Here is a 16,022-nt window from a genome sequence, read left to right as displayed (position 1 = left end):
AAAACCTCCTTGGTTATACTTATAACATACAAAGAGTCTCTGCACTCGGCAACTATGAGAAACCCTGCTGACCACAAAGGCCAACAGGGCTTGTATTTGGAACAAATTGGTGCTCTAGTTCATCAAAGAAGGCAGGAACATCGTTGTCGGAGAGAAGAAGGTCACCAGCATCAGATCAGCAACCATCATGATATAGAACGGCATGATTGCCTTGGTCGCCTTCTCGATGGGGATCTTCCCGATTGAACAACCAACAAAGAGCGCACTCCCAACCGGGGGCGTGGTGAGTCCAATTGCCAGGTTGAGGATCATCATAATACCAAACTGGATGGGATCCATCCCCAGGTGGGTAACCACTACTGGATAGAGAATAGGCGTGGTTATGATGATCAACGGAGCCATATCCATGATGGTTCCAAGCACCAGCAACATCAGGTTGATCAAGAGAAGCAAGACCACACGATTTCCGCTTATTGCCAACAAGCCATTGGTGACAGCCTGGGGAATACGTAGAAATGCCATCAGGTACCCAAATGAGGATGCTGCGGCAATCAAGCTCATAACCATTGCCAAGGTCTTCAGGGAGTTGCGGAGGATGGAGCCCATCTGCTTGAGGGGAATCTCACGATAGACGAAGAAGGTGATGATGAACGAGTAAACCACTGCAACAGCTGCGGACTCAGTGGCAGTAAATACCCCACTGATAACACCACCCATGATGATAAGAATCGTAAAAAGCCCAAAGAATGCATCACGTGCCAGCTTGAGGGTCTTTTTCCAACCAAATCCCTTCTCTTTGGGGTAACCACGCATATAGGCAATAATTGCTGTGGGGATCATGAGCATAAGGCCAAGGCCTACACCTGGGAGGAGCCCTCCTAGGAAGAGCTTTCCTACTGAGACACCACCACCGGCAGCCATGGCAAATATAATCATATTATGGCTGGGAGGAATCAAGATCCCTTCACATGCACTGGTAACAGTGACTGCTACAGCGAAGTCTGGGTCATATCCGTCATCGACCATCATCGGGATAAGCATGGCTCCAATGGAGGAGACATCGGCAACAGCGCTTCCACTGATACCACCGAAGAACATCGATGCAAGGATATTCACTTGTGCAAGCCCGCCACGCACCCTACCGATGAGGGCATTTGCAAAGGCTACCAAGCGACGGGAGATGCCACCCTGGCTCATAATCTCACCACTGAGGATGAAGAACGGGATGGCCAAAAGGCTGAATGAGTTCACTCCGCTAACCAACCGCTGCACAATGGACATCATCGGAATATTGAGGTACATCGCGGCAAAAACGGAGGAGAGAAAGAGGGAGAACGTAATCGGGAACTTGAAGATCAGCATCACAACAAAGGAGCCAATCAGGATAAAGGAGCCCATTGAAGCATTCATCATGACTGTACTCCTCCTTTCTTATAGCGTTTCAAGTCTTCAAGCAAATAGAGTACAGCGTAGAGAATAATGAAGATTCCCACGATAGGAAGTACTACATAGTTGATTGAGTTGGGAATATGGGTTGCCGGCAGGAAGGACCTGGCACCGTTTAGTGTCAGTTTCCAACCAAATAGTATCAATATGGCACCGATGAGTATCTCAAGCGCATCCTTGATGACATCGAGGATAATAAAAAATTTCTCTGGTAACTTCCGGGGAAGCACAGTGATGTTGATGTGCAGGTTCTCCTTGACACCGAGGGCCATGGAGATGAATGTAAACCAGATAACGATAACAAGGGATATCTCTTCAGCCCAATGGACACCAGAATGGAATCCATACCGTAGGACAACGTTGAGGAAGACGATTACCACCATCGCCGTCAACATCACCATGGCCACTTTGAGAATCCAGGCGAACAGGGAGTCAAGTACTTTCTTGAACTGCTCCATGGGATACCTCCAATTCGACAGAATTACAGCAAAAGGTGTGGAGCCAGCTTGGCTCCACACCTTTTGTAAATCACGTATTCGTTATTTGACAGCTTTGATCTTTTCAACCCAAGCTTTCTGTTCTGCATTCAGCTGACTCTCGTAGAGAGGAGCCATTGCTGCTGCAAACTCTGCCTGGTCATTGATCTTATTGATCTGTGAACCAGCTGCGCGAACCTTCGCTTCGCTCTTCTTCTCATAGTCTGCCCATGCTGCAATCTGCACTGCCTGGGATTCCTTGGCTGCTTTCTTGATAATAGCCTGATCCTCGGCAGAAAGCTTGTCCATGGTGATCTTGGAAGCAATGATCATTTCAGGAACACGGGTGTGCTCATCAATTGAGTAATATTTGGCGACTTCGTAGTGGCTGGAGGAGTCATAGGAAGGCCAGTTGTTCTCAGCACCGTCGATAACACCGGTCTGCAGTGCACTGTAGACATCTCCGTAAGCCATCGGGGTTGGAACTGCACCGAGAGCCTGTACCAAGCCCATCATCAGAGTTGACTCCTGAACACGAATCTTCATACCTGCCAGATCTTTGACAGTGTAGATAGGCTTCTTGGTGTTGTAGAAGGAGCGTGCACCACTATCGTAGTATACCAGTCCAACAAAGCCTTTCTCTTCCATGGAGTCAAGGAAGAACTGGCCAATTTCACCATTGAGTACGTTCCACATGTGGTTCGCATCGCGGTAGAGATACGGCATCTGCAACGCATTCAACAATGGCTGGAAGGATGCAAGGGGAGAAATGGAGACACGAGTGAAGTCAATTCCACCAAACTGAACCTGTTCGATGGCGCTCTTCTCATCAGCAAGCTGGCCCTGAGGGTACACTTCAATCTTGATACGACCGTCGGTGTACTCTCCTACCAAACGTGCGAATTCCTCGTCACCAAGGACAGTTGGATAACCGATAGGCTGGTTGTCAGCAAGACGAAGCACAATCTGCTTCTGGGATGAGCTCTCAGAAGTACCTTATGCGAACACCGGTGCAATGAGCAGGGTGACCAATAATACGGACACGAGCATTTTTTTCATAGGGTTCCTCCTTCAGGAACAAGTGTTTTGATTCATCCACAGTATCTCGTACGATTCATTGCAAAGAAAGCCGGAAAATTGGGGAAAATTCATGAAAAATCTTCCTTTTGTCCTACCACCCGCAATGCTTTAGCTGGTATATCCGGTATCGTAGAATACAAATGCACTGAGGAATATCTTCTCCATTATCACCCTCAACATGCTATACTGTTTCATCATGACAGTTGACGACGTAGACCAGGACCACCAAAAACAAGCAGGAACACTGAGAGGATGGCTGCTCTCCTACAACATGGCAATGCTAAGCATTATCCTTGCATTGGTAATTATTGTGTTCAGTCTTGTTTTCGGCCTTCTCTCCCAGATGCAAAACCGCAACAGCCGCTATGAGGCCATCAACACATTGAGCGGACAACTTGCACAAAGCAGGACGTTGTTCACGCTCATTGCCAATGAAGACGATTCACAGAAGCATGCCTCTCTCTTGGCTGATTTCTCCCTCTTGGACAGAGAGATCAACATCAGTTTACAGAGAATTGCTGTATCCTATGAGGAAGATCCCCAACGGTATTTCCTCTATCAAGGCATCAGCAATGGTATCAACTACATCAATGCTAACCTTGAAAAGCTGCAAGCGATGGACAAGGAGAGTCAGGGACTTGAGTACTTCAACCTATTCTACTCCACCGACAGGGTCTATACGTATCTGCAAGACTATACCTTCAACCAGTACCTGAGCGCAATTGTGGAAAATGAGGTTGTCTGGATGCAGGAGACAAGACAACAGATTCTCAATTATCGGACCATTGCAATACTCGTCTTTCTTTTCATTGCGATAGCCTACACAATTGCCATGTACAGAATGACCATGCGCCTGGTCACCCCAGTGAATTCTATGGTTGATACTGCGAAAGAAATTTTCCATGGGCAGTTTGATGGACCCCCGATTCCCCTGGAAGGGCCAGAAGAGATTCGCTATCTCGAGCAGAGCATGAATCAGATGCGGGAGAGTCTGAAGGAGCGGCTCCACATGATTGAGGAGAATCAAAAACTAGAGAAAACGGTCCATAAGCAGGAATTGGAACAGCTACGCACCACCAGGGAGTTGGAAAAAGCGCGTTACATGGCACTCCAGGCGCAGATCAATCCCCACTTCCTCTTCAATACACTGAACATTATCAGCCGTACCGCCTTGTTCGAAAATGCTGATTCCACCGTCGATCTGCTCGATAGCCTTGCCTCCATTTTTCGCTACACCTTGGAGGAACACGAGGATGTATCACTTGGGGAAGAACTCCAATTTGTTCGTGAATATCTCACCATACAACAGTTCCGGTTCAAGGACCGTTTGCATTACACCATTACCTGTCCTCCTGACCTTATGGAGATGAGGCTTCCCCCATTGGTCATCCAACCATTTGTTGAGAACTCCATGATCCACGGTCTTGAACCAAAGGTAGAGGGTGGAAGTATCACCATTGGGGTACAAGCACAGAAGAAGCATGTCTTGATCACTATTACCGATACGGGAGTCGGTATCGATGAGCAAAAGCTTATACAGCAGAAAGGAAAGCCAAAGCAACATATCGGAATCAAGAACATCATCGACCGACTCGACCACTACTGCAAGGGGAAGGCTAATGTAGCTATACATCGTATCAGTGAAGAAGGGGGAACAGTGGTCAGCATTTCCATTCCAAATCAATTAGGAGGGACACGACATGTACACGCTGCTGATCGCAGATGATGAACCTCTTGAATGTGATGCAATCGAACTGCTCGTTACAAGAGCAAAGCTCCCTATCAGGGTTGTAAAAGCCGGAAATGGCAATGAAGCGGTACTCCTAGCCAAGCAGTACCATCCCCATATTGCCTTTCTCGATATCCGTATGCCCGGTATGGATGGATTGGAAGCAGCAAAACTCATCAGGAAGGAACACAGCGAGTGCTATATTGTATTTCTCACTGCATGGAGCACCTTTGAATACGCCCACCAGGCAATCAGACTGAAGGCAAGTGAATACCTTGTAAAACCAGTACAGCGAAAAGAGGTCTATGACCTTCTCGACCGCCTGATTGCCAATCTCGAGAAGCAGAAAGAGAACAAGTTGCAACAAGAAGAGGAGATTCGGGAGGTACTGAACATTTTCTCCAGGGAGTTCTTTGCTGCGCTGAAATATGGCCGTGTGTCCGAGGATGCTATGCAGAGTTATTTCATGATGCAGGGTATCAAGGAGAAAGAGGGAGTAGCATTGATTATAGGAGGTTTGCCGGAAGAAGAGATACAGGAATTTTTCATGCAAGGAAGGACTTGGGGGCATTTATGGCTCAGTTACTTCCCTTCTGTTGACCGAATCACCGTCTTGCTGTTTACCAATCAGAGTGCAAAAGTGATAGAACAGATTGCAGGAAGACAAAAAGAGCAGGAAATTACCATCGGTATCGGGGTACCCTTTAACGATTTTGCACTGATCCCCCACTCCATCGCTACTGCCTCAATTGCCTACACCACGGCATTCCGTCAGAATCTTCGATTGCAACGATACAGTGATGTACTCGTTACCCCCAAAGACCAGAGAAAGATTATCCAGATTCGGAATCAGATGCTCTCTGAGACCTTGGATGCAAAGCTAGAACGGGCACGGACTCTCGCTCATGAGCTCCTCGATGTCATTCTGGGTTCTCATGAACAAGAAGAAAGGGCAATCGATGAGCTATTCGAGGTACTTACGGTCTTCTCATATGAAGTTGGCAAAGCCGTTACACTTCTGAGAATTCCCAGTGTCCCCAAGAGCTCAGTGATGGAGATGGAAATATATCTCATGGATCTCCTTGATACTGCCTGCAAAGCTATCGAGCAAGACCGCATGGATCGGTATGAACGCCCGTTTGCCTTCATCAAGCAGTATCTGGAAGAACATATGGAGAGCCCTATCTCACTGGAGGATGCAGCCAATTTAATCGGGTTGAATACAAAGTATTTCAGCCGGCTCTGCAAGACCTATCTTGGAGCTACCTTTGTAGAATATCTGACGAGGATCAGAATGGAGAAGGCCTATAAACTCCTCTGTGATAGTAATTATACCATACGAGAGGTAGCTGAGATGACGGGGTTCCATGATCAGAACTACTTCTCAAGGGTCTTCCGACAGCATCATGGGGTTCCTCCCTCAAGCCTGAAGGGATCCTAAAGAAAATCCTCTCGAGCGGGGGTGAAGCAATCGAGCACCACACCATTTTCCAAACAGGTGACACCATGCTCCACGTTCGAAGGAAATACCAGGGAATCGGAAGGATCTGCTACCACTTCCTCTCCGTTGTTTGTAAACGAAAAACGCCCTGACTTGATATAGCTTATTTGCTGATGGGGGTGACTATGGGCAGGAACCACCGCACCAGAAGCGAAGGTTACCTCAACCAACATCAGTTCTGAAGTATGGGAAAGAACCCTTCTGGAAACTCCAGGGGCCATGGTAATCACACTTGTAGTATCATATGTATTTTTATGCATAGGTGCTCCTGCAAACAGCCTACATAATTTAAGGAAGGAAGAAAAGCTCCTAGCTAAGTATCTGCCTAATCTTCTTACCCTCAAAAGGAGGTATCTCCATATCCTGAATATCACTCTCTGGGGCATGGACAAGCGAACCTTCAAAGTGTATGAGATCAAGTCTTTCCTTGATAAGATCCCATGGTAACTGTCCCTTGCCCACTGCCTGTCCATTGTTCTCCCTGATATGGATGCAGTGTAGGTAGTACCCGGCTTGCTCGAATGCTGCAAGCATGTCCGACTCCTCGATATTCATATGGAAGGTATCAAGATCAATCCCGCAACTGGGATGATTGACTGCCCGGACGAACTGCAGAGCATCTGAGGCAGTGTTCAAAAAGAAGTGTTCGTAACGATTTACCGGACGGATGTTCAACAAGACATCCTCGTTCTCAGCAATGATAGCCAATGTTCTTAGACTGCCTACACTCTGTTCAAATAAGCGATCCTTCTGAGGTTTCAAGTGGAGCACAGGAGGAAAAGAAGTGTAAAAAGGTCCATTTAGGCTTCCTCCACCCATTTGCCCGATGTTCCTGATGATTTGTTCAACTGTTGAGAGTCCCCTTTTTCTCACCTCTTCCTCCTGGGATGAGAGGTCATAGAGAGGGCCAAGGACAAGGGAATAGGAGAGATCAAGCTGGAAATTTCGGGCTTCCAAGGATATCCGTTTAAACCCAAGGGGAGATAAGGAGAGCAAGCGTTCTGCCTTGATTTCGAGCAGATTGTATTCGTTCTCCCTCACTTTGGGAAACAGGGCTACGACATCGTCGTTCCCGTATTCCTTGAAACGAGTTTCGTGAACACCGATTCTTCTCATGTAGGAAACCCTCTGCTACAGTATAGCAGAGGGTATGGGGGGGAAACTAGACAAGCATCAAGAGAAAGCGGGACTATCCTTTCACAGCTCCCATTGTAAGTCCTTTGACAACATACTTCTGGAAGAACATCGTAAGAATAATTGCCGGGGCCATGATGACTACCGCAGCTGCCATGACTGCACCCCAGTCAACTTCAACATAGCTTAGGAAGTTATATACAGCGATGGGGAGCGTTCTTGTTTTCTGTTGACTCAACACCTGGCTGAACATGAAGTTGTTCCAACTGAAGATGAAACTCAACGTGGTTGCCGTAACTACCCCAGGGCCGGAGAGTGGCAACAAAATCTTGAGGAACGCACTTTGCTGTGTCAGCCCGTCCACCATTGCAGCCTCTTCAAGCTCACGAGGTACCGAATCGAAGTAAGGAGCCATAACCCATACGACCAAAGGAAGTGCAATAAGCATATGGCTGAGGATCAACGCAACATAACTATCCATCAAGTGTAGCCTTGAGAAGACAATGTACCAAGGCATAAGAAATGAAATGCCTGGCATCAAGCGTGCGACCAAGATAAAGACAGAAAGTTTATTCTGCTTGTACCGAGCAATGGAATAGGCTGCAGGAAGCCCAAGAATAAGTGAAAAGAATACACTTACCACCGATACAATAACTGAGTTTTTCATGTAGTGCAGGAAATCCTGCTCTATGAACACCCTTTCATAGTTCTGCATCACTGGGGTAAATATGAACTTTGGAGGCCAACTGATGATGTCAACTTGGGTCTTAAACGAACTCATCAGCATCCAGATAAAGGGAAACAGGATTGGTATGATGATCAACAACAGCATAATGCCGAAGAGTATTGAGTGAATGGGTTTTCTCTGCATGTCTTGGCCTCCTACAACTCGAAAATGCTACGTACGCGCATCACCATCAAGCTGAAGAGCATGACGATGGCAAACAGGAAGACCAACATGACAGCACTCTGCCCCATTCTGAAATATTCAAAGCTATATTTAAACGCCAAGACATTCAGGTTCTCCGAAGCATACCCTGGCCCTCCCCCAGTCATCGAGTAGATGATATCATAGGTTTTTAAGGCATCGATGGCCCGAAGGATAACAGCAGTAAGAATTGTCGGCATCAACATAGGAAGCGTAATTTGAAACAGAACCTGTCTGGCATTTGCCCCATCTACCCTGGCCGATTCATAGGGTTCAGAGGGTAAACCAGCAAGACCTGCAAGGACGATAATGGTAATCATAGGTGTCCACTCCCAGATATCCACCAGAATCAAGGAAGGCATAACGGTCCTAGCATCACTGACCCACCCACTCTGTGGTAGCTTCAGTACGCTAAGCACATAGTTGAGAATACCAATTGTCGGATCGTAAAACAGGTTCCACACAATACCAATGGCAACCGGAGTTGCAACCAAGGGCAACAACAACAAGGTTTTCACCATACCCTGCCCTTTGAACTTCCGGTTGAGAATCAGGGCAAGGACGGTTCCAAGAACCATCTCCACGATTACTGCCCCAAACGTAAAGTAGAAAGTCCTTCCCAGTGACTCTATAAACCTGGGTTCCTTGAGCACCTTGAGGTAACTTTCTAATCCCACAATAGAGAGAGGTTTCCCGCTGGTCAATGACCAATCAGTAAAACTAAGAAAGAATGTATACACTACCGGAAACACCATCAGTATTATCACGAATAGTACAGCAGGCAGTGGGAATAAATAGCGTAGATTTTTTTCTAAGAAACCTTGTTTGGCCATGGGACAACTCCTTGCAATGCGATAGGCCGACCGATACGCTCGGTCGGCCAATTCCAGTTACTACTTACTTAGAGTCCGTACTCACCGTCAGCCTTCAAAAGCTCATCGACAGCATCTGCCTTTTCTCTGGCAAGTGCCTCAAGCTTGCTTGAAGTCCCCTTGGTGTTGATGGATTCGATGATAACCTCTCCAATCAGGTCACGAGCCTGTCCAACAGAACTCATGAATGGACGGTCAAACGGGTATCCGTTCTTTGCGGCATGGGCCTGTGTCTCAACCAAACCCGGATTCATGACTGCTCTGACCTCAGCATCAGCCCAAGCGGAGTTTCGAGCCATGGTAATGTTCGAGAGCATACCTTCTTTGGCCAGTTCCTTGCTTGTTGCCCAGTCGAGGAATTTCTGTGCAGCATCCTTGTTCTTTGAAGCTGAGGACATTGCCATACCCCAAGAAACTACAGTGAACGGTGAATCATCTTTTGGCCCTCTGGGAAGCTGTGCAATCCCAATGTCCTCTGCGGGAATCTGGGTCTTTGCTGGATCGACAATCTGTCCATAGAAGACACTTGCATCAGTCCACATTGCGACCTTTCCAGCCTGGAACACTGGCATGATATTTTCCCAGGACATGCTTGTCACACCCTGTGGTCCATAATTTCCAAGCAATTTCCCATAATAACGAATGGCTTCGATTGCCTCTGGGCTATCAAAAACAGCCTCTCCATTCTCAAGATACCTACCACCAAAGTTGTAGACATAGGAAGAAAGCTGGGTTACTGCTGCAGCACCCTTGCCTCTCGAGGCAATACCTGCAATTCCATCCTTGTTCAAGACTCTTGCAGCATTCTCAAGTTCTGCAAACGTGGTTGGAATTGAGAGACCAGCCTTACGGAACAAATCCTTGCGGTAGTACATGACCTGCCACTCGGTTACGAGAGGAACAATATACGCTTTCCCATCTTTCCGGCCGATATCAACTGAGTTCTTAGGATAATCAGCAAAGTCATAGTTGTCCAAACTCTCATACCAACCATTCTTGATGAACATCAAGCCTTCCTGGAGTGGACGTGTCATAAACACATCAACGGTAGAACTGTTGGTTGCGAATTCAGTGGTCAACTTATTGGTAAGCTGGCTTTCCTGCAGACTCTCATAGTTCACCTTGATTCCAGTCTCTGCTTCGAATTCAGGAATCTTGGTCTTCAGCAACTCACCGTAAGGGTGGTTCGCCAACAAAACACGAATTTCTTGCGGAGCTGCATCTTTTGTCCCTTGTGCAAACATCGGTGCCAACAAAAGCCCGAGCAACAACACAAAAACGATCATTGTTTTCGTCTTCATTTCTTCATCTCCTTTGTAAAATTGTACAAATACAACCTTTTAGCTATAGTATACCCCCTTTTTTGAAATTGTATAGCGATAAATGAATATTTTTTTCTCATTGCCTGAATATTTTTTTCATACTATACTACCTACAAGAGGAGCTCTATGCAGGAAGTCAGTGCCATCTATACAATTCGGAGCAAGTATCACACACTCAGTGCGAAAGAGAAAAAAATAGCTGACTTCATCCTTGAGCACCCCAAGGAATCGGTAAACCCGAGTATTGAGAAACTTGCTGAAAGAATTGGGATCAGCGAATCAACCATGGTGCGTTTTGCACGCAAGCTGGGATACTCAGGATATCAGCGCTTTCGAATCGCTCTCGCAAGGGAAACCATACCCAGAAATGAACAACTTTTTGAAACAGAGGTGACCGAGGGAGAAGATGTCGTAGACATGGTCTTCAAGAATGCACAGCAAACGCTTGCAGAAACATTGCTGAGCATTGACCGTAAGGCTATCAAGGAAATCGCGAACCTGATAGCCAAGGCTCACTCTGTATTTCTCATGGGACTAGGAGGATCCAATACCCTTGCACAAGATGCCTACCATAAGTTGATCAGAACAGGAATCAACTGTCAGTACGCTGCAGACTTTCATATGCAGCTGATGCTTGCCAGTCAAGCGACAAAGGATGATGTTGCATTGATCATAAGCCACACCGGCGAAGGGTATGATACCCTTGCCTTGGCAGAAGAACTGAGGAACAATGGAGCCAAGTTGCTGATTTTAACCAGCAATGGACGCTCTCCCCTAGCAAAACTAGGAGACTATGTACTGCCAGTTAGAGCCTGTTGCTCCCGAATTGTCGCAGAGTCCTTCTCCGCAAGAATCACCTCCTTGGTTCTCATCGATGTCCTGTATGTGGAAATCCTTGAACTTTTGGAGAACTCAGGGGTGGAAAATTTGAATAAAATGAGAGATGTAATCGCAAAACGAAGAATTTAAGATGAGGAGCCATACACCAATGAAAGCAAAAATCGGCCTTATTGGTCTTGCAGTAATGGGAGAAAACCTGGTGCTCAATATGGAAAGCAAAGGGTTTCGTGTCGCTGTCTTCAACAGGAGCATCGCGAAAGTCGATGCCTTCCTTGATTCCAGGGCGAAAGGAAAGAACATCATAGGTACCCACAGCCTTGAAGAACTGGTTGAAAATCTGGAACGTCCCAGAAAAGTGATGATGATGGTAAAGGCAGGAAAAGCTGTCGATGACACCATTGAAAAGCTTATCCCACTCCTGGAGGCAGGAGATATCATCATCGATGGGGGAAATTCCAATTACGAAGACAGCGAGAGGAGAATGGCCTTCGTAGAAAGCAAGGGTTTGCTCTACATAGGTACAGGTGTATCGGGAGGTGAAGAGGGGGCATTGAAGGGACCATCCATCATGCCTGGTGGCTCAAAATCTGCATGGGAGGCAGTGAAGCCCATACTCCAGGGCATCAGCGCACATGTACATGGACAGCCCTGCTGCGACTGGATCGGAAGCGGAGGCGCAGGGCATTATGTAAAGATGGTGCACAACGGTATCGAGTATGGGGACATGCAACTTATCGGTGAGATCTACGACCTCATGCATCGTCTCTTGAAGCTTGACAATGAGAGCATGCAGCGTATCTTCTCTCATTGGAATGAAGGCGACCTGGACAGCTACCTGATTGAGATTACCACGGACATCCTTGGATATAAGGAAGAAGACGGGTCCTTCCTGCTTGACAAGATTCTTGATACAGCCGGACAGAAAGGGACCGGCAAATGGACTGGCATCAGCGCACTTCATGAGGGTGTTCCCTTGACCTTGATCGTTGAATCGGTCTTTGCAAGAAGTGTTTCCAGCCAGAAGGACGAACGTCTTGCAGCCAGTAAAGTGTTCAACTTAGCACCCAACCACCCTGTTTCTGATCAGAAAGCATTCATCACCATGCTTGGCAAGGCACTCTACGCTGCGAAGATTATCAGCTACGCACAGGGATTCAGCCTGATCAAGACAGCAGGAGAGACAAACAACTGGGACCTAGACCTAGGAGGGATTGCCCTCATGTGGAGAGGTGGTTGCATCATCCGCTCTGCATCCCTGGACAAGATCAGTGAGGCATTTACCAAGAATCCCATGCTGCAGAACCTAATCATGGACCCCTACTTCGTTCAGGTCCTAGAGGAAAATCATCAAAGTCTGAGAGAAGTAGTTGCTGCTGCTGCGCTGAATGGTATTCCCACCCCCTCCCTGAGTGCTGCACTCTCCTGGTTTGACAGCTACAGAACTGAACATCTGCCCGCTAACCTTCTACAGGCACAGAGAGACTATTTTGGCGCCCATACCTATGAACGCATCGACAAGAATCGGGGAGAGTTTTTCCACACTAACTGGACCGGTCGTGGCGGAGATACCGCCAGCACCACCTATACCGTATAAACACACTGGAGGTCTGTAGATGGCATCATTTCCACTCATAAACAAAGAGGACGCATCCTTGGATTTTCTCTCACTTGGAGCTTTGGTTGTTCGTCTCGACCCGGGTGTAATTCCTTTCGAATATGCCCAGAATCTTGATTTGCATGTTTCAGGTGGTGAATATAATGTGGCTGCAAACCTGAGCAGGGCCTTTGGGCAAAGAACAGCCATTGCGAGTGCAATGGTAGACTACCCCGTCGGACAGAAAATTGAGAGCGAGGTCAGAAGAATGGGGGTACAGGCGTTCTACAAACGCTTTGCCCATGATGGGGTCAGGGGTCCCAATATGGCCCATGTGTACAGCGATCGGGGCCAAGGGCTTCGCGCCCCGGTGGTTTTCTATAACCGAAGCAATGAAGCGGCATCCTTACTCACCAAGGATAGCTTTGACTGGGATGCCATCTTCACCCAGAAGGTGAGATGGTTCCACAGCGGTGGTATCTTCAGTGCACTCTCCCCAACCATTCCTTCCCTGATCATCCATGCAATGGAAAAAGCAAAGGAACAAGGTGCTATCATCTCCTTCGACCTGAACTATCGTGAGAAGCTTTGGAAGTCCGTCGCTGAATCGGGTCAAGATCCCCAGCAGGTTGCCCAAGAGACACTTTCTTCCATCGTTGAACATGTTGATGTGCTCATCGGCAATGAAGAAGATCTCCAGCTCGGATTGGGGCTCAAGGGGCCGGAAGTACACAAGACTGACAAGCTCGATCCATCCTCGTTCTATGCAATGATGGAGACCGTTTCCAAGCGGTTCCCCCAGATTAAGGCGGTGGCAACCACCATGCGGGAAGTACAATCAACCAACCGACACCGCTGGAGTGCAGTACTCCATCTCAATGGGAAGGGGTATCAGGCTCCCACCTGTGACCTGGATATCTATGACCGGGTTGGAGGGGGAGATGGTTTTGCCAGTGGTCTCATCTATGGACTGTTGGAAGGGAAAGAGCCGGAGGAAGCACTACGCCTGGGTTGGGCCCATGGAGCGCTCCTGACCAGCTATCCCGGTGATACCACCATGGCCACCTTGGCCCAGGTGGAAGCACTTGCCCAGGGTGGCAGTGCACGTATTCAGAGGTAAAGATGCAAGCACTTGTTCTCACTGACTATAAGAAATTGGAAATGCAAGATGTGGAGCGCCCTGTCATCACATCCCCTACCCAGGTGCTCATTCGCGTCAAGGCAGCTGCCATCTGTGGTAGCGATGTCCACGGCTATGATGGATCAAGCGGGCGACGTCGCCCCCCTATTGTTATGGGGCACGAAGGAAGTGGCGTCATTGAAGAAGTTGGTGCGATGGTCACCGGCTTTGCCGTTGGTGACCGTGTTACCTTTGACTCAACCATCTACTGTGGTACCTGTTCCTACTGCAGACAAGGCTTGTTCAATCTTTGTGACAACCGCAGGGTACTTGGGGTTAGTTGTGAAGAGTACAAACAGGATGGCATTTTCGCCGAGTACGCCTTGGTGGAAGAGCGAATCTTGTTTCATCTTCCCCCCTCGTTGGATTTTATACAGGCATCCCTCGCTGAACCAGCGGGCGTTGCTGCCCATGCAATTTCACTCGCCCAAGTTTCTCTTGCAGACGATGTTGCAGTGGTAGGAGCCGGTTTGATAGGGCTCCTGATCATCAAACTACTGAGGACCATGACCAGTGGTACCATCATCGCATTGGATCTTGATGAGAACAGAAGGAAAAAGGCTCTGGAGGTAGGTGCAGACAAAGCATTTGATCCAACACAAAGCGATATGCTCTCACACGTCCAGCAGATTACTGCAGGACAAATGCTCCCCCTTGTCTTTGAGGCAGTGGGCGCTACAGCTCCCGTTCAGACAGCGCTCTCCCTGGTAAAAAAAGGAGGAGAGGTTGTTCTAGTGGGAAATATCACTCCTGAAATCAAAATTCCACTACAACAGGTCGTAACCCGACAGATTAGACTCCAGGGAACGTGTGCAATCAACGGGGAATACCCAGCTGTACTAAAGATGATGGCAAACAAGACGCTTGTGGTGGATGACTTGATCAGCAAGGTGGCACCTTTGGAAGAAGGTCCGCTTTGGTTCGACAAACTCTACAATCGTGAAGAAGAACTTCTCAAGGTTGTACTGGTTCCCGGTAAAAAGTGAGGAAAACTATGGTTCGTTATGCACTGGTAGGATATGGCAAGGTAGCACACGTTCATGCAAAGGCGATCAGGGAAGCAAAAGAGAGTAGCTTGGTTGCTGTTTGGGGCAGGAACAAGGAGAAAGCTGAGGCGTTTGCAGCTGAGTGGAACATTACCCCTTTCACCGACATGCAGCAGATGGTCAAACAAGAAAAGGTTGATGCTGTAATCATCACCACCCCCCATCCACTGCACAAGAAGCATGCCATTACTGCCTTGCAGGCAGGTGCCCATGTCCTGGTAGAGAAACCGATGGCACTTACCGTGAGTGAATGTGATGCCATGATCGAGGTGGCAAAGCAAGAAAAGAAGCAGCTTGGCGTCATAAGCCAACGCCGGTGGTTCCCTGCAAGTCAGCGTATCAGGAAGGCTATCGATGATGGGAAACTCGGTACTCCTATGATCGGCCAGGTCACGATGCTGGGCTGGCGAGATGAGGACTACTACAACAGTGACCCATGGAGAGGCAAGTGGGACAGTGAGGGAGGCGGTGTGTTGATAAACCAGGCTCCTCACCAGCTGGATCTGCTTTGCTGGTACCTTGGACCGGTCAAGGAGGTCTATGCACAGTGGGAGAATGTGAACCACCCCTACATCGAGGTAGAGGATACCGCTGTTGGGACTGTACGATTTGAGAGTGGGGCAATTGCTTCAATTCTGGTATCTAACTCCCAGAAACCTGGCATCCACGCCAAAGTGCATGTCCACGGATCAAGTGCTGCCTCGGTAGGCGTGCAGACAGATGGTGGGGCTATGTTCATCGCAGGGAGAAGTGGTATTGCTGAGCCCCCCATTACTGACCTTTGGACCATCGAAGGAGAACAGGAGAACATCGAGGTCTGGAAGACTGAAGACACCAATCTATTCAATTCCATAGACCCGGTTGCCTACTTCTT

At 48.0% G+C, this 16,022-nt stretch carries 15 protein-coding genes; 7 read left to right on the top strand and 8 right to left on the bottom strand.

Translation table 11 applies throughout. The features are described 5' to 3' along the window. Window positions 1-114: 114 nt before the first annotated feature. The 3 genes from DYP60_RS09265 to DYP60_RS09255 all read right to left on the bottom strand — a co-directional run bounded on the left by DYP60_RS09265 (window position 115) and on the right by DYP60_RS09255 (window position 2,885). Window positions 115-1,410, bottom strand: coding sequence for a TRAP transporter large permease (locus DYP60_RS09265; protein WP_206363130.1), 1,296 nt, complete (start codon window positions 1,408-1,410; stop codon window positions 115-117). Continuing rightward, a complete protein-coding gene (locus tag DYP60_RS09260; protein WP_117330728.1) occupies window positions 1,410-1,904 on the bottom strand; it encodes a TRAP transporter small permease in 495 nt (164 codons plus the stop codon). Before DYP60_RS09260 ends, DYP60_RS09265 begins: the two co-directional genes overlap by 1 nt. Before the next feature lie 81 nt (window positions 1,905-1,985). Continuing rightward, window positions 1,986-2,885 (bottom strand): TRAP transporter substrate-binding protein, encoded by a 900-nt coding sequence (locus DYP60_RS09255; protein ID WP_338067794.1) that lies wholly within the window; start codon window positions 2,883-2,885, stop codon window positions 1,986-1,988. 313 nt (window positions 2,886-3,198) lie between these two features. On the opposite strand from DYP60_RS09255, the gene DYP60_RS09250 reads away from it, so the two are divergent. Together DYP60_RS09250 and DYP60_RS09245 are read left to right on the top strand one after the other, a co-directional pair. After that, window positions 3,199-4,728 (top strand): sensor histidine kinase, encoded by a 1,530-nt coding sequence (locus DYP60_RS09250; RefSeq protein WP_165849547.1) that lies wholly within the window; start codon window positions 3,199-3,201, stop codon window positions 4,726-4,728. Beyond that, window positions 4,703-6,172 carry a response regulator transcription factor gene (locus DYP60_RS09245; protein ID WP_117330726.1) on the top strand — a complete coding sequence of 490 codons (1,470 nt, stop codon included), beginning with the start codon at window positions 4,703-4,705 and terminating at the stop codon, window positions 6,170-6,172. Before DYP60_RS09250 ends, DYP60_RS09245 begins: the two co-directional genes overlap by 26 nt. On the opposite strand, the gene DYP60_RS09240 is transcribed toward DYP60_RS09245, so the two are convergent. From DYP60_RS09240 to DYP60_RS09220, 5 genes are all read right to left on the bottom strand, one after another. Next, window positions 6,169-6,492 (bottom strand): cupin domain-containing protein, encoded by a 324-nt coding sequence (locus DYP60_RS09240; protein ID WP_206363125.1) that lies wholly within the window; start codon window positions 6,490-6,492, stop codon window positions 6,169-6,171. The genes DYP60_RS09245 and DYP60_RS09240 overlap by 4 nt on opposite strands. A 49-nt stretch (window positions 6,493-6,541) precedes the next feature. Further along, window positions 6,542-7,348 carry a sugar phosphate isomerase/epimerase family protein gene (locus tag DYP60_RS09235; RefSeq protein ID WP_117330725.1) on the bottom strand — a complete coding sequence of 269 codons (807 nt, stop codon included), beginning with the start codon at window positions 7,346-7,348 and terminating at the stop codon, window positions 6,542-6,544. Window positions 7,349-7,421: 73 nt separating this feature from the next. Further along, complete coding sequence (locus DYP60_RS09230) at window positions 7,422-8,237, bottom strand: carbohydrate ABC transporter permease (RefSeq protein WP_117330724.1); 816 nt, start codon at window positions 8,235-8,237, stop codon at window positions 7,422-7,424. A gap of 11 nt (window positions 8,238-8,248) precedes the next feature. Beyond that, on the bottom strand, window positions 8,249-9,127 hold the full coding sequence (locus DYP60_RS09225) for a carbohydrate ABC transporter permease (RefSeq protein WP_117330723.1): 879 nt from the start codon (window positions 9,125-9,127) through the stop codon (window positions 8,249-8,251). Between the two features lie 68 nt (window positions 9,128-9,195). Beyond that, entirely contained in the window at window positions 9,196-10,467 is a 1,272-nt protein-coding gene (locus tag DYP60_RS09220) for an ABC transporter substrate-binding protein (protein WP_117330722.1), read from the bottom strand. 147 nt (window positions 10,468-10,614) lie between these two features. On the opposite strand from DYP60_RS09220, the gene DYP60_RS09215 reads away from it, so the two are divergent. The 5 genes from DYP60_RS09215 to DYP60_RS09195 all read left to right on the top strand — a co-directional run. After that, window positions 10,615-11,457 (top strand): MurR/RpiR family transcriptional regulator, encoded by an 843-nt coding sequence (locus tag DYP60_RS09215; RefSeq protein WP_117330721.1) that lies wholly within the window; start codon window positions 10,615-10,617, stop codon window positions 11,455-11,457. Window positions 11,458-11,476: 19 nt separating this feature from the next. Beyond that, window positions 11,477-12,922, top strand: coding sequence for a decarboxylating NADP(+)-dependent phosphogluconate dehydrogenase (gene gnd / locus DYP60_RS09210; protein ID WP_117330720.1), 1,446 nt, complete (start codon window positions 11,477-11,479; stop codon window positions 12,920-12,922). Between the two features lie 19 nt (window positions 12,923-12,941). Next, window positions 12,942-14,042 (top strand): sugar kinase, encoded by a 1,101-nt coding sequence (locus DYP60_RS09205; protein WP_117330719.1) that lies wholly within the window; start codon window positions 12,942-12,944, stop codon window positions 14,040-14,042. Between the two features lie 2 nt (window positions 14,043-14,044). Beyond that, window positions 14,045-15,088: a zinc-dependent alcohol dehydrogenase gene (locus DYP60_RS09200; RefSeq protein ID WP_117330718.1), complete on the top strand. Its 1,044-nt coding sequence runs from the start codon at window positions 14,045-14,047 to the stop codon at window positions 15,086-15,088. A gap of 8 nt (window positions 15,089-15,096) precedes the next feature. Beyond that, on the top strand, window positions 15,097-16,022 hold a 926-nt coding region (locus DYP60_RS09195; protein WP_206363124.1), incomplete at its 3' end, for a Gfo/Idh/MocA family protein.

The organism is Sphaerochaeta halotolerans (assembly GCF_003429665.1).
Taxonomy (GTDB): Bacteria; Spirochaetota; Spirochaetia; order Sphaerochaetales; family Sphaerochaetaceae; genus Sphaerochaeta; species Sphaerochaeta halotolerans.
The sequence above is the reverse complement of the archived record's forward strand: the minus strand, read 5'-3'. Positions and strand labels throughout refer to the sequence as shown.

Excerpts from the sequence above, each read along its gene's own strand:
- DYP60_RS09265 (WP_206363130.1), bottom strand. The coding sequence starts at position 1,410 with ATGAATGCTTCAATGGGCTCCTTTATCCTGATTGGCTCCTTTGTTGTG.
- DYP60_RS09260 (WP_117330728.1), bottom strand. The coding sequence starts at position 1,904 with ATGGAGCAGTTCAAGAAAGTACTTGACTCCCTGTTCGCCTGGATTCTC.
- DYP60_RS09250 (WP_165849547.1), top strand. The coding sequence starts at position 3,199 with ATGACAGTTGACGACGTAGACCAGGACCACCAAAAACAAGCAGGAACA.
- DYP60_RS09245 (WP_117330726.1), top strand. The coding sequence starts at position 4,703 with ATGTACACGCTGCTGATCGCAGATGATGAACCTCTTGAATGTGATGCA.
- DYP60_RS09240 (WP_206363125.1), bottom strand. The coding sequence starts at position 6,492 with ATGCATAAAAATACATATGATACTACAAGTGTGATTACCATGGCCCCT.
- DYP60_RS09235 (WP_117330725.1), bottom strand. The coding sequence starts at position 7,348 with ATGAGAAGAATCGGTGTTCACGAAACTCGTTTCAAGGAATACGGGAAC.
- DYP60_RS09230 (WP_117330724.1), bottom strand. The coding sequence starts at position 8,237 with ATGCAGAGAAAACCCATTCACTCAATACTCTTCGGCATTATGCTGTTG.
- DYP60_RS09225 (WP_117330723.1), bottom strand. The coding sequence starts at position 9,127 with ATGGCCAAACAAGGTTTCTTAGAAAAAAATCTACGCTATTTATTCCCA.
- DYP60_RS09220 (WP_117330722.1), bottom strand. The coding sequence starts at position 10,467 with ATGAAGACGAAAACAATGATCGTTTTTGTGTTGTTGCTCGGGCTTTTG.
- DYP60_RS09215 (WP_117330721.1), top strand. The coding sequence starts at position 10,615 with ATGCAGGAAGTCAGTGCCATCTATACAATTCGGAGCAAGTATCACACA.
- gnd (WP_117330720.1), top strand. The coding sequence starts at position 11,477 with ATGAAAGCAAAAATCGGCCTTATTGGTCTTGCAGTAATGGGAGAAAAC.
- DYP60_RS09205 (WP_117330719.1), top strand. The coding sequence starts at position 12,942 with ATGGCATCATTTCCACTCATAAACAAAGAGGACGCATCCTTGGATTTT.
- DYP60_RS09200 (WP_117330718.1), top strand. The coding sequence starts at position 14,045 with ATGCAAGCACTTGTTCTCACTGACTATAAGAAATTGGAAATGCAAGAT.